General features: G+C 44.2%; 3 protein-coding genes. All 3 read left to right on the top strand.

Features of this window, described 5'->3' with window-relative positions; all coding sequences use genetic code 11:
- A partial coding sequence (locus tag L1271_RS24155; protein WP_268833164.1) for a non-ribosomal peptide synthetase occupies positions 1 to 4,560 on the top strand: 4,560 nt, incomplete at its 5' end.
- Positions 4,560 to 14,840: a non-ribosomal peptide synthetase gene (locus L1271_RS24150; protein ID WP_235368993.1), complete on the top strand. Its 10,281-nt coding sequence runs from the start codon at positions 4,560 to 4,562 to the stop codon at positions 14,838 to 14,840. The genes L1271_RS24155 and L1271_RS24150, both read left to right, overlap by 1 nt.
- Positions 14,840 to 15,185: hypothetical protein (locus L1271_RS24145; RefSeq protein ID WP_235368992.1), on the top strand; the 346-nt coding region annotated here is incomplete at its 3' end. The genes L1271_RS24150 and L1271_RS24145, both read left to right, overlap by 1 nt.

Genomic DNA, 15,185 nt, shown 5'->3' with positions numbered 1-15,185 from the left:
GAGCGTCTTGAAAGTGGAGCATGCGCTTATGTTATTTATACGTCAGGCTCCACAGGCCAACCTAAAGGAGTGATGGTAAGCCATCATAATGTCGTGAATTTTTTAACGGCAATGGCAGAGTTATTGAGTGCGAGTTCAGATACTAAGTTACTTGCGGTGACTCCCATTAGCTTTGATATTCATGTACTAGAGTTGTTTCTACCTTTGTTAGTTGGGGGGACGGTACACTTAGCGGATAATGCGATGCGGCGGGACCCGGGAGCGTTGATTTCACGCTTACACCGAGGTGATATCAATATGATGCAGGCAACCCCCGCAAGCTGGAAAATGTTACTGGCGGAAGGGCGCTGGCAGCCCATATCAGGTTTAACAATTTTATGTGGCGGGGAAGCTCTTGATAATCACCTCAGTAAAGCATTGCAGGCGCAAGGTGAGGTTTTATGGAACTTATATGGGCCGACGGAAACGACAGTTTGGTCAGCAGCCAGTAAAGTAACTTCCGAGCAGGTGACAGTTGGTCGGGCAATTGCAAACACTCAACTTTATGTGCTGAGTGATAGTTATCAACTACAACCGCATGGCTGTACTGGAGAATTATATATAGGTGGAGAGGGAGTCAGCTTAGGTTATCTCGGCCAAGAGGCGTTAACTGCGACTCGCTTTATTACAGGAATTGCCCCAGACGGCACAGCACGACCATTATATCGGACGGGAGACTTGGCCAGATTGACGGTGTCAGGTGAGTTTGAAGTGATTGGTCGGGCCGATCACCAGGTTAAAGTGCGTGGTCACCGCATTGAATTAGGGGAAATAGAGCAGCAATTATTAGCGCTACCAAGTGTTAGAGAAGCGGTGGTGCTGGTAGTGGGCGAAGAGGAGCAGAGCCGTTTAGTTGCCTATATTGTCAGTGACAAAGACGACAGTCATGGTGACATACAGCAGCAATTGGCGACTGTCTTACCGGAATACATGGTACCAAAACAGGTTGTGACATTACCGCGTTTACCATTGACGCCAAACGGTAAAGTGGACCGCAGTGCGCTACCTAGTCCACATCAGCAAGCAACGAAACGAATAACTGCGACAAGTCAAACAGAGCGACGATTGGTACAAATATGTGCTGAATTGTTGGGGATAGAAGCGGGGGATATCGGTCTAGAACAACACTTTTTTGCGCTAGGTGGGCATTCCTTATTAAGTGTAAAGCTACAAGCTGAGATCCGCTCAACGTTTGCAGTAGAGCTAGGTTTAGGCGACATATTTGCTCAGCCAGACTTAGTTAGCCTAGCGGCAACAATAGACGCAGCGGAACACTCACAACAAACATTGATCACAAAACGAAGCAGTTCAGAGCCGGCGGCTTTGTCATATGCGCAACAGCGTTTGTGGTTTATTGAACAGATGCAACCTGGCAGTGCGCATTATGTGATGAGTTCAACATTACAGCTGCGAGGAGTAATAGCAGCTGACTATATAGAGCAGGCATTACAAGGCATTATTGCACGGCATGATATATTGCGAAGCCGTTTCATCAGCCATGAAGGTGAGCCTAGGCAAGTCGTGGAAAGTGAGGTCAGGTTTGTCTTACAGCATTACGATTTAACATCACTAGCGCCTGCAACACAGCAGCATAAGATACGGGCACTACAAGCAGAAGAAGGACAGCGAGGTTTTGACCTAACAGCAGGGCAACTATTTAGAGCGAGTTTGGTCAGGCAAAGTGCAACGGAAGCGGTGCTGATGATCAGTCTTCACCACATCATCGCAGATGGTTGGTCGGTAGAGATATTGCATCGAGAGTTTGCGGCACTTTATCAAGGGTTGCAAAGAGGGGAGGCAGCGGTACTTCCTCCTTTAGCTATTCAGTATAGTGATTATGCTGATTGGCAGCTGGCAAGTCAGCAGCAACAAAAGCTCAAGTCACAGCTAGACTACTGGGTTACTGAGTTAGCCGAGCGTGGTGAAGATTTAAAACTGCCTAGTGACACCGGGACAATAGAAAAACTTAGGGGTAGTACCAGCAAAGTCAGTTTTTCTTTATTGCCTTCTTTTAGCTCTGAATTAGAACTGATAGCAAAAGATCAAAAGATAACACTCAATATGCTGTTAAGTTCAGCATGGGCTATTTTGCTAGCTAAGCTTACCGGCAGCTCGTCATTACAGATAGGACTCCCTGTTGCTGGGAGGCAGCATGCGGCTTGCTTTGATCTAATTGGACTGTTCGTCAATACCGTTGTCTTGAAAGTTGAATTACAGTCGGAGATGACTATTATCGAGTTGTTTTCTCATGTGAGTGAGAAAAGCACTTCTGCTTTTGCCAATCAAGATGCTCCGTTGGAGCAAATAATTGAGCGTTTGAATCCGCCAAGAAGTTCATATCAGCATCCCGTATTCCAAACATTGTTAGCACTTCACAATAAGTATGAGGCTGCGCAGATACCTGCTCTCGAAATGAATGAACTGATACGGACGAATGGTCATTCAGAATTTGATTTAGTGTTAACTGCAGAGCAAACAGAACATGGCTTAGATTGCCATATAGAGTTTCTAAATGAGCTTTACCACTCTAGTGATGTTGCCAAATGGAGCGAGTATTTCTTAAATATCTTAAAGGCTTTTGTAACGCAACCTAATGCAACCATTGCCGAGTTATCACTTATGTCTAATGATGATAAGAGGCGTTTACTTGGTCGGCCTCAAAGCGTATTGCAAGCTACTCCAACTTTGTTGATGCCTCAGCGGTTATCGAATAATGCTGTTCGGTTCCCCGATAATATTGCCATAGTAGATAATGGCAAGGAGTATACTTATGCTTGGTTAGAATCCCACTCAAATCAGCTCGCAAATTATCTCTTACAAGAGGGAATTACAACAGAAGATCGAGTAGCAATCTGCCTGCCAAGATCGGCAATGTTTATGGTCGCTATTTTCGCGGTTATGAAAGCTGGTGCGACATATGTGCCGCTGGATAGAGCGCAGCCAAAAGCTAGGTCTCTTTATGTTTTGGCCGATAGTAAACCAAAGCTTTTGTTATTACCTGAGGGTGATGACCATGAGAGTTACAAACAAGCAGAATCCGATTATGTGATACAGAATTTAAGTGAAGATCACGCAATATTCCAAGATCATGAACCGAATGCGCCCCAAATCTGCATCGCCCCACAGCAACTGGTGTACCTAATATATACATCAGGATCCACCGGTAACCCTAAAGGCGTGATGGTGGAGCACCAAAATTTAGCTGCTTTTGTCGAAGGCTTTATAGACCGCTACCGACTCGACTCGACTAAACGCATACTGCAATTTAGTGCTGTAAATTTTGATATGTCCATTGAGGAGATATTTGGCAGCTTAATGACAGGTGGGACGTTGGTACTACGAGACGATACCTGGCTATCGAGTACGGCAACATTTTGGGCGCTTTGTGAACAGCAACGTATCAATCTAATCACTTTGCCAACGGCATTTTTCCATCAACTTATGCAGGCGCCTACTATGTCATTACCTAATATGCTGGAAACAGTCATTATTGGTGGTGAAGGGTTACAGGCTGGCTGTGTTGAGCGCTGGTTTGCACATCAAGGGAAGCTTCCAAAGTTAGTTAACTCTTATGGTCCAACTGAAACCACCGTCACTGTTTCGCACTTAGAGATAAAGCCTGATGGCTATTATGGTGAAATTTTGGCTATTGGCAAAGCGGATGCGAATAACCGTATTTATATACTCGATAATCAGCAACAACTACAGCTTCCTGGTGTAAAAGGAGAGATTTATATTGGTGGAAATCAAGTCAGTCGAGGCTATTGGAACAAAGATGAGTTAACGGCAAAGGTATTTTTTGCAGATTTGCTGGAGCAAGATCTTGGTTCAAGAATGTATCGCACTGGAGATATTGCTCGATATCGTAATGACGGAAACATTGAGTTTTTAGGTCGCAGAGACGCTCAAGTCAAATATAAAGGTTACCGTGTTGAGTTGCCTGAAGTGGAGCAAAACTTAGCTCAGCATGAGCGGTTGGATAGCGCGGTAGTGCTGCTTAATACCACTAAACAGCATCAGCACCTTGACGCTTGGTTGGTTAGTCACAGTTGCCAAGATCATAGTGACCTTATCAGTGATGTGAAGGGGTGGCTCAAGCATAGGTTGCCTCATTATATGCAGCCTAGTCGGTGGGCTGTGCTCAACGTATTGCCGTTAACAAATAATGGCAAAATTGACAAAGCTAATTTACCCACCCCCATTGCGCATAGTGATAGTCGCTATATGGCGCCGAGCAATGAACTAGAAGAGAAGCTTGTGGATATATTGCAACTGACTTTGGGGTTACAAACTTCCCCAGGAGTGCATGATAGCTTCTTCGAGCTTGGAGGTAGTTCTATTTCACTGGTCGCGTTTAAAAATGCGATAGAAAACGGTTTCGGTGTACAGCTGGAACTGCTGTTTTTATTCACGTATCCAACCGTAGCTGAGATTGCATTAGCTGTTGAACTGGCTAACAAAAACACTGGCGCAAATACCGAGGCTGAGCTTGCGGAAGATATGGAATCTGGAGAATTTTAATGGTTCAAAAAATAATAAAAAAAGCGCTAGCTGCAGGGATCGAACTTTATCTTGAAGAGCAAAAGCTAAAATTTACGGCGCCAAAAGGAGCGTTGACCTCTGAGCTAAAGAATGAAATTTCTGCACACAAAGACGATATTATCCAGTATCTACAACATAGTATCCAACGTCCTAAAGTTAGTGCTATCACTCCTCGTCCTGACAGTAAGTATCTACCTTTGTCTTTGGCGCAGGCGAGATTGTGGTTTATACACCAGCTTGGTGGTGGCGAGAGTAGCGAATATAATATTTTTGCAGCATTCGAGTTAGAAGGTGAGTTGCGAGTTGATAAGGTTAGTCAGGCTTTGGCTGAAATAATCAACCGTCACGAAGTGCTCCGGTGTGGTTACGTTGAGCAGCAAAATCAAACGCTGCAGTTTTTACATCAAGACTTTGAGATACCTCTGTTTCAAGAAGACTATAGCCTGCTTTCTGCCGCAGAATATGAGACTAAACTACAACAGTTGATAACTAAAGAGTCACGTTACTCATTCGACTTGAGTGCTGAATTAGTATTGCGGGTAACGCTTGTTAAACGTCATGCCAAACAGCATTGCTTACTTTTCGCTGTTCACCATATTGCAGCAGACGGCTGGTCAGTGGAAGTGCTGTCATCAGAATTTGTGACCAGTTATCACCAGTTAGCGACTGGCCAGTCAGTGCAGTTAACTGCTTTACCAATACAGTATGCTGACTATGCCTATTGGCAAAAGCAACATTTAGATCAGCCAGTACTTGAACAGAAATTAGAGTTTTGGCATGACTATTTAGCCGAAGCTCCAGAGGTACATAGCCTACCACTCGATAGACCACGCCCTAAACAGCAAAATTTTACATCTAAACAAATGCAAGTTCCTTTGAGCAAGAAACTGAGCGAGCAGTTAGTCAAGCTGGCAAAAAGCCACAATGTGACGCTCTTTACCTTATTGCAGTCTGCATTTGCTTTTGTTTTAGGCCGATTTAGTGGTAGTGATGATATTGTGATGGCGACACCTGTGGCGGGAAGAGAACGAGAGGAAGTTCAGTCCTTGATCGGCTGCTTTCTCAATACAATAGTGCTGCGTTCGGAGATCCCTGAAGATGGTGATTTTTGGCAATTTTTAGCTAAAAATAAAAGCCGAGTACAGCAGGCTTTTGGTCATCAAGAGGTACCTTTTGACCAAGTCGTAGAGGCTGTGCAGCCTTCCCGCAATTTAGCCTACAACCCTTTAGCCCAAATCAAGTTTGTACTACAAAATTATCAACAATCTCAATTTGAATTGACGGACTTGATTGTTCGCGCTTTACCGTTGCGAGAGGGAGCTGTGCGTTATGACTTGGATCTTAGCATATTTGAAGAGCAAGGAAGCCTAATCCTTGACTGGAATTATAAAAGTGAATTATTCGACCAAGTGACAGTGGAGCGGTTATCAACAGCTATGGTGCAATTGCTAACTGCGTTGCCTGAACACCAATCTAATCAATCATTACCTTCGTTGTTGAGTGAAGAAACAAGACAATCGCTCCTATCAATGGGAACAGGTGAGCAGCAAGTTACTGATACAGAACTTCCCATTGTACAGCAGATATTAATTCAGGCTCAGAGTGCACCGGAACGAATCGCAGCTCGAGCAGGTGATACGACACTAAGTTATGGCGAATTAATTGCCAAAGCGAAAAATTTAGCTGGCTGCCTATCAGAACAAGAAATAGGTCATGGTGATCATGTTGCGCTATTACTGCCTAAAAGTGTGGAGCTATTAGTCGCCCTTATCGGAGTACAGTTGGCGGGAGCCGTATATATCCCATTAGATAAATCGAGTGGTAAGACAAGGTTGGAATATGTATTAAAAGATGTTGATGCCGAACTATTGATAACCCAAAGTGCACTTCTCGAAACAGTATCTAGCGAAGGGTATGATGTAATGTTGATGGATGACTGCTTAACGCCAGACTGGCTAAGTGAGTTTACACCATCTTCGCTACCGCCAACTCAGTTAAGTGATAGTGCTTATCTAATTTATACATCAGGCTCTACTGGTCAACCCAAGGGAGTTGAAATTACTCAGTTGGGATTACAGCAGTATTGCGCCTTTGCCAGTGATTTTTATTACCAAGACCATCTCGTGGGGGCTCTACTCGTTACTGAGCCGGCATTTGACATCAGTGTACCTAGTCTTTACTTACCCTTATTACATGGGGGATGTGTGACATTATTGCCACAAGATGATGTGATTTTTGCTTTGCTGAACGAATTACAGCAACTTGAGCTTGAAGGGGTATTATTGCGATTAACTCCTAGCCATTGTCAGGCCTTACTCGATGCGCTCAAGGGCCAAGTGATCACTGCCCCTTGTGTATTGGTGATAGGTGGTGAGGCCCTATCGCAAAGAGTAGCTTTAGCATTAGGTGATACGTTTCCTAACAGTTTGTTATATAACCATTACGGTCCAACAGAGACTGTCGTGGGTTGCTGCATACATGCATTCAATGATTTACCATTGTCAGGAAACGGCACTGTACCGATAGGTCTGCCAATGACCAATACTCAGTTGCTGGTATTAAACGAACAACAGCAACTTCAAGTACCCGGAGGCATCGGCGAATTGTGGATTGCAGGTACCGGTGTGGCGAAGGGATATTGGCAACGGCCAGAGTTAACCTCTAGGTGTTTTGTTGTAGATGTTTTAAAGAGCGGCTCGTCCGAACGTTACTACAAAACAGGGGATTTAGTTCGTTGGAATAGTCAAGGGCGGTTGGAGTTTATTGGTCGTAATGATCAACAAGTTAAAATTCGTGGGCATCGAGTTGAACTTGGCGAGATTGAAACGCTTTTGGAGGGCTGTGATGGTGTTCAACGATTAATCGCACACGTTAATAGAAACCAAGAAAATGAGTATCTTGTGTGTTATTTTGTGCCTCAACATGAAGATGTTGAGACCGTGCGCAACCAGCTAGAAGGCCTTGCCGCTGCTAGGCTACCTGTGTACATGAGACCGCATTGCTATATTGCGCTTGATGACTTTCCGCTAAGTCGTAATGGTAAAGTTAACCGACGGGCATTACCTGATCCCAAAACGTTGCAACAAACTTCACGACTTGCTCCGGAGAGCTTGGTTGAGATGCAGTTGCTGGATATTTGCACGCAGCTGTTATCACGAACAGATATTGCGCCTAACAGTGACTTTTTTGCAATGGGGGGACATTCACTGTTAGCGGTTAGGTTGATCAACCATGTGAGTACACAGCTGGGTAAGAAACTACAGTTAAAAGATATTTTTAATCACCCAATTATTCGTGACTTGGCTAAGTTTATACAGAAAAGTGAAGATCTAGCGCTTGAACCAATTAAGCGACTGGAGACGGATATGGTTAAACCGCTTTCTGTAGCGCAGCAGCGGTTGTGGTTATTGTCGCAGATTGAAAGCAACCAGGCTCAGTATAATATGCCATTTGCGTTGGATATCTGCGGCCAGTTTGATGTCGATATTGCTGAGTATGCCTTGACTCAGTTACTAGAGCGTCATCAGGCATTACTTATGAATTTTGTCACAATAGATGCTCAACCACAGCTACAGTTAACGCAAGAAGCTTTTCAACTAGTATTACTAGATGTGACTGGAAAGTCTATCGCTGAGCAGCAGTATCAACTTGAGACTGTGCGATTAGAAAATGCAACCATACCATTCGATCTAAGTCGAGATTGTCTGTTGCGCGGGACTTATGTCAAGCGAGGTGAGCAGCACGGCACGTTACTCCTCACTACACATCACATCGCGACAGATGCTTGGTCGATGAATATTCTATTACGCGACTTTATTACTATTTATAAACAAAAGCTGGGTGTTGATACTGAAGCGCTTCCTGTGATCGATATTCAATACAGTGATTATGCCGCGTGGCACCATGAACAACTTGCATCGAATGAGCATAAAGCGCACCTAGATTATTGGCTTACACAGCTTGCAGATATTGATGCTGTCCATCAGTTACCCATTTATCAAGCGAGAAGTAATCAGCAAACGTTTGCTGGAAACAATCTGCAATGGCTATTGAATCAGAAACAGTTGAATGGTTTAAAGCAACTTGCGGGCAAACACAATGCGACGCTTTTTATGGTATTGCATGGTTTATTGAGTCTGTTAATTTGCCGTCATACTCAGCATTCGCAAGTGGTTATTGGAACCCCGGTTGCAAATCGTAGTCACCCGCAGTTGGATAACGTTGTGGGCTTTTTTATAAATAACCTAGTGTTAAAAGTGGAGTGCTCTCTTAAGCAGAGTTTTGGGACGTTCTTAGAACAAGTAAAGAAAGTTAACCTAGAGGCATTGTCCCGCCAAGCTACGCCATTTGAACAACTGGTCGAAATGCTAGCTCCTGAACGCAGTTTGAATTATTCCCCGTTGTTTCAAATCATGTTGATTCTGGACAATACGGCGAACGAAGCGTTACCTCTTGGCGATTTGCCGTTTTCCATGACACCACAGTTACACTCAGAATCGGTAGCTAAGTATGAATTGACTTGGCATGCACGTGAACAATCAGAGGGTCTGCAGCTTACAGTCGAATACCGTACTGAGTTGTTTCATCAGCAATATATCGAGCAGATGATGGCGCAATTTGCACAATTGGTTGATGGCGTCATCGATTCTGAACAACAAGCTTGTTATCACTACAACTTGTTACCAGAATCTCAACGTGACTATTTGTTGCAACAGCTAAATTGTACCTCGCAAGCGTTTGATAGTGAGGGGTTACTGCAACATGCCATCGAATACCAAAGTGTTACGCAGCCCGATAAAGTAGCTGTCTGTTTTAACAATGAAAACTTAACGTTTGCACAGTTAAATGCGCAATCTGAATGTGTTGCTAAACAGTTGTATCAAAGAGGGATCCGGCCTGGAGATTTAGTTGGGATTTGTCAACCGCGCTCTTTATCTATGCTGATTAATATGTTGGCTATTTTAAAAGTTGGTGGTGCTTATTTGCCTTTAGATCCCAGCTACCCACCACAGCGGCTGAATTATATTGTTCAAGATAGCGAATTAAAGCACTTAATTTTGACGCAATCGTTACAACCATTATTCAGTAACAATGTATCAGCTGCACTTCACTTGGTTGAATACCTAGACTTACAGGCGTCGACAAACCCCGTTTCTTATACTAATCAACTCACCTCAGATAGCTTGGCATATGTGATCTATACGAGTGGCTCCACGGGCAAGCCAAAGGGCGTCAAAGTGAGCCACAGAAACGTACTTAACTTTTTTACCGCGATGAGCACATCGCTACCAAGCAACTCGTCAGATATAACCTGGTTAGCTAGCACGAGCATTAGCTTTGATATTTCTGTGCTCGAGCTATTCTGGAGCTTAGCCTCTGGAGCTAAGGTAATCATCCAGCCAGAGCGACCACAGAGTATCGCAAGTGAAAAGCTCGCACAGGTGCATTTATGCAAATCAGATATGGCATTACTCGATGCAAAAGAGTTATCTGTTGCGAAGTTTTCAAGCTATGTTGGTGATCGAGTTTCTTGCTTACATTCTGATACTGAAAACCTCGGCTTAAACTGTCGAGCCACAGAGCAAGAATATGAGCAGGCGGCGCGAAGCGGAGCTGGACTTTCGGTGCTATATCAAGGAAGCGAGCTTTCAGAACTAGCAACAAAAGTTGCGGCATTTAACACTATTCAGCAAGCGGCTAGCAGCAGAGTACTCTATCTGCCCGTTAGCGAATGCAATGAACAAACGGGAGCGCTTTGCACGCTTGAAGATAGTGATATGGCTCTGGCGCAGTTAGCTCTCTTTGGCAAGATGGGCTTTAATGCAGTTGTAGTTATTTACACGTCTCAACAACATGCCTCCATCACACCGCAGCAGTTATCTTGTGTAGCAACAATTCAAGAACGCTTTATACAGCACGATTGTCAAACGAATATGTTGGCACAACGTTTTGAGAACGATTGGGATCCTGCTCAGTTAATCGTTCAACACCAAGTTTCACACTTTCAAGCGACGCCTAGCTATATACGTGAATTACTACACAGTGACTCGGGTCGAGATGCATTACAGCAGCTGGAATTGCTACTGGTTGGTGGAGAGGCTCTGAGTGATGACCTTGCTCAGCAACTTTGTGCGCTTCTGCCTGAGCGAGTGTTTAATATGTACGGGCCAACGGAATGTACGGTGTGGTCTTGTGCGGCTAAAGTGAAACCACAAGCTGTCACGATAGGTGTCCCTGTCGCGAACACTCAAGTTTACGTTGTGGATGAATTTCAACAGCTAATGCCACATGGTGCTGTGGGTGAACTATTAATTGCTGGTGAAGGAGTGACACCAGGCTATTTAAATCGTCCGGAGCTAACGCAGCAACGATTTGTGGAAGTGTCCTTTTTAACGACACCTATTAGGGCATACAAAACCGGCGATTTGGTTCGTTGGCAGGACACGGGTGAGCTCATCTATGTTGGCCGTAACGACGATCAGGTCAAAATAAAAGGACATCGTATTGAACTTGGAGAAGTTGAACGACTAATTCGCGAGTTCGCGGATTGTCAGCAAGTGGCGGTGGTTAAACAATGTCGCAGTCAAACCGAATTATTGGTCGCATTTGTTGTGTGTTCATCCACATGCAAAGATAAACAGCAGAGCGTATCACAGTGGCGCCATATACTCGCTATGCGTGCCCCAAGTTATCTTATCCCTGACCGTATAGAGTGTGTCTCTGCTTTACCTCTAACTCCAAATGGCAAAGTGGATAAGTCAGCGCTAGCTAACTTGAATGTGGTTGCAGATATTGATTTTGTACCAGCTGAGTCGGAGAGTGAACACAGTGTGATGGAGAGTTGGCAACAAATACTCGGGCTTAACTCTGATATTTCAGTTCATGACAGCTTTTTTAATATTGGTGGTCACTCATTATTAAGTTTACGGTTAGTAAATGAATTAAACGCTAAATTCAATTCCACTTTGTCGCTTCGAGATATTTTTGAACATAATACTATCGCGGCGTTGAGTCGGTTGATTGATGAAAAGCAAACAAGTCAGCAGCACGTTATTCCGAGACGTAAAAAATCACAACAGTCATTGCCATTATCATTACAACAGCGCCGTTTATGGTTTATCGATCAGCTTCACGATGGTAAAAGTACGCACTACAACATGCATTTGCTTTTCCAAGTTGGCAAACAGTTTAACCTTGCGCTGGCTACTCAAGTTATGAATGAGTTGATAGAGCGTCACCAAGCATTACGCACGATTTACCGTACTCAGGAAGAAGAAATAACGCAAGTCGTGGTCTCACGACCTAAGTTTACTATTACCGAGCTAAATGAACAGCAGCTATGCGCCCAAAGCGCAGTCGACGAGCGACTAAAAGCATTAGCGCAACTCCCCTTCGAACTTGCTACATCCATTCCGATCAGAGCAACTTATGTTACGACAGGGCTAAGTTGTTACTTGCTAATTTGTGTCCACCATATTGCGACAGATGCTTGGTCTATGGAGTTGCTTGCTCAAGAGTTTTATTCGCTGTATCAGGCTTATCAGCAGGGGAAAGCACACCAACTAGTTGCACCCACAGTCGATTACGCTGACTATGCATTATGGCAGCACAGTGAAGCTCAGCAGCAGCGGTTAGCGCGACAAAATCAATATTGGTTAGAGCAGCTAAGTGATATGCCCATGCTAAGTTCATTGCCACTGAATAAGCCCCGTGGGAAGTTTGCTGCACATAAAAGCCAAACCATGACTATAGATGTCGAGGGTGAATTATTCGAATTAATGAAAAAAGCAACATCAGCGACTAATACGACAGCATTTATGTACTTACACGCTGTTTTGAGCATCGTACTATGCCGCTATAACAACAGTGATGATTATGCTATTGCAACGCCAGTGGCTAATCGACCGCACAAAGATTTTGACAGCGTGGTTGGTTTATTTGTTAACACCTTGGTGCTGCGTACTCATTATCAATCTGAGTGCTGCTTTAGTGATTACCTACAACAAGTAAAAAGTACTGATGTTGCCGCCTTAGACAATCAAGAGACGCCCTTTGAGTGGCTAGTTGAGCAGCTTACGACACAGCGCACTACGAGCTATAACCCCTTGGTGCAGGTTCTGTTTACGTATCAAAAGGCGCTAGTCTCAGATGAAAGCACCTTTACCGAACACCTTAAGCCCATCGAGTTTAGTGATCAGCAAAGTAAGTTTGAATTTTCATTGCGTGTTATAGAGCACGAGCGAAAGCTGTTATTGCAGTTTGATTATGATACGAGTCTATTTGAAGCGGTAGCGATACAAAACGTTGTGAATAGCGTAAAGCACGTACTGGCTCAAACGCTGACCAACCCTGAAGTCGCACTTGGGCAATTACAGTTAACTACGAAACAAAGTGAGCGTTCGCAGCAGTGTGGTGTTGTTAACCTTAAAGGTCGCGATACATCCTTATTAGCATTATTTTATCAGCAAGTAGCAGCTCACCCTAAGGCTATCGCTACGCGCTATAATGAGCAGGAGTTCAGTTATGAAGTGTTGGCCCAAAAAGTAGAGCAGCTGGCCAACTACTTGCGTCAACAACAAGTCGGGGAAAGTAGCCGAATTGGCTTATACCTTGATCGTGGTCCTGAAATATTGGTCGCAATTCTCGCTTCTTTGAAAATTAATGCTTGTTTTGTTCCGATTGATTTGTCAAACCGAGGGGAGCGTCTCAATAGCATAGTTAACGATGCAAAGCTTGATATGGCACTCATTTCACAAGCCTATTGGGCGCGCTGGCAAAGTCAACCATGCCAGGTGACGGATCTAACGCTTAGCGATTGGTTGTTTCACGAGTATAGTAGTCTGCCAAGCAGTTCAGTTTACCAAGCTCAAACCCCCGCTTATGTTATTTATACATCAGGTTCAACAGGTAAACCTAAAGGGGTTGAGGTTTCGCACCGGGCATTGCTTGATTACTGCCAGTTTGCTTTGCAGAATTATTATGACGTTGAGTTAGTAGGCTCGTTCTTGGTGACGTCTTACGGCTTTGATATTAGTTTGCCTGCATTACTTCTACCATTATTATGCGGTGGGACGGTTGACCTAAGTGGTCACCATGATGAGGTTTTAACCGAGCTTGCCAAGCGACTTGCGCGACCAAGTACTCAGCCTTTGTTGTTGCGATTAACACCTATGCATGCCAGAGCGTTAATGTTCATTATGGGTGATGAGGTATGTCAAAGTCAGCATGTCTTTGTGATTGGCGGTGAGTTGTTTCCGGTATCGCTTTTCGCCCAATTAACTCATACCTTTCCAAATGCCACCATATACAATCATTATGGACCAAGCGAAGCCGTTGTGGGTTGTTGTATCGCGCGGCTAAATGATTTTGAGCTAGGACAGGCTGATTCGCTCCCTATTGGCTACGCTATGGAAAATACCCAGCTATATGTATTAGACAAAGCAATGCAGATAGTACCAACTGGTGTTGTAGGTGAATTGCACATTGGAGGGCGCTGTCTCGCGAATGGCTATCTTAACCAACCGGGGTTGACTACTCAGCGTTTTGTTCACAACCCATTTCAGCCTGGAGAGCGATTATACCGTACCGGTGATCTTGTTCGGCAACAGTATGACGGCAGCTTATACTATGTGGGTCGCATTGATGATCAAGTGAAACTACATGGTTTTCGTATCGAATTGGGAGAAGTAAACCAGCAGTTGCTTATGCTACCTCAGGTTAAGGCAGGTGTTACCGTAATGGCAGGAGAGGAAGAGCATAGGCGCTTAGTCTCATATGTTGTGCTTAACCAGTCCAATATAGACCCAGATATCACTTTGTCACAGATATTGCTGATGCTACAACAAAACCTTCCTAGTTACCTTTGCCCTGCGCAATTGATTGACTTGCCTGAGCTACCATTGAGTGCAAACGGTAAAATTAATGTCAAAGCGCTACCCGAGGCACCCATGCAGGACTCAAAAGAGTTTGTTGCGGCCAATACCGATCTTGAATTGCAATTGGTAGCTATCTGGCAACAGGTACTTCGACTTGAGCAACCACCGAGTATAGATTGTAACTTTTTCGCAGCTGGAGGTAACTCTCTGCTTGTCATGTCATTAAGCGCTGCTCTACAGAAGCAGTTTGCGTGCGTAACACAAATGAACCAATTATTTCAATATCAGACTATCCGCCAACAAGCAGAGTTGATTGAGCAACTATTCGCATTACAAGCAGTCGATGCAGAGAATGACGAATTTGAAGATGAGGGAGTATTATAATGGTGCTAGAAATTCTAAAGAAAGCGCGCCTACAAGGTGTCACATTATTTCTCGACGAGCAGGGACAGCTGCGTTTTAAAAAGAAGTCAGGCAAGTTAAGTGCTGAGTTAAAAGCTGAATTAACAGCAAACAAACAAGAATTAATAGCGCTACTCCGTGCCCAGCAAGAGAAATTGGTTGCTATTACCAGTATAGATCGCAGTGGTGCGATCCCAGCGTCATTTTCACAACAACGGCTGTGGTTAATCGATAAGCTAGAAGGCAGTCAACATTATAATGTTGCAGCAGCACTGGCCTGTGATGGGGTACTGGATATTGCAGCCATAGAAGCCAGTCTAACTCAAA

Source organism: Pseudoalteromonas sp. OF5H-5 (genome assembly GCF_021530695.1).
Lineage (GTDB): Bacteria > Pseudomonadota > Gammaproteobacteria > Enterobacterales > Alteromonadaceae > Pseudoalteromonas.
The sequence above is the reverse complement of the archived record's forward strand: the minus strand, read 5'-3'. Positions and strand labels throughout refer to the sequence as shown.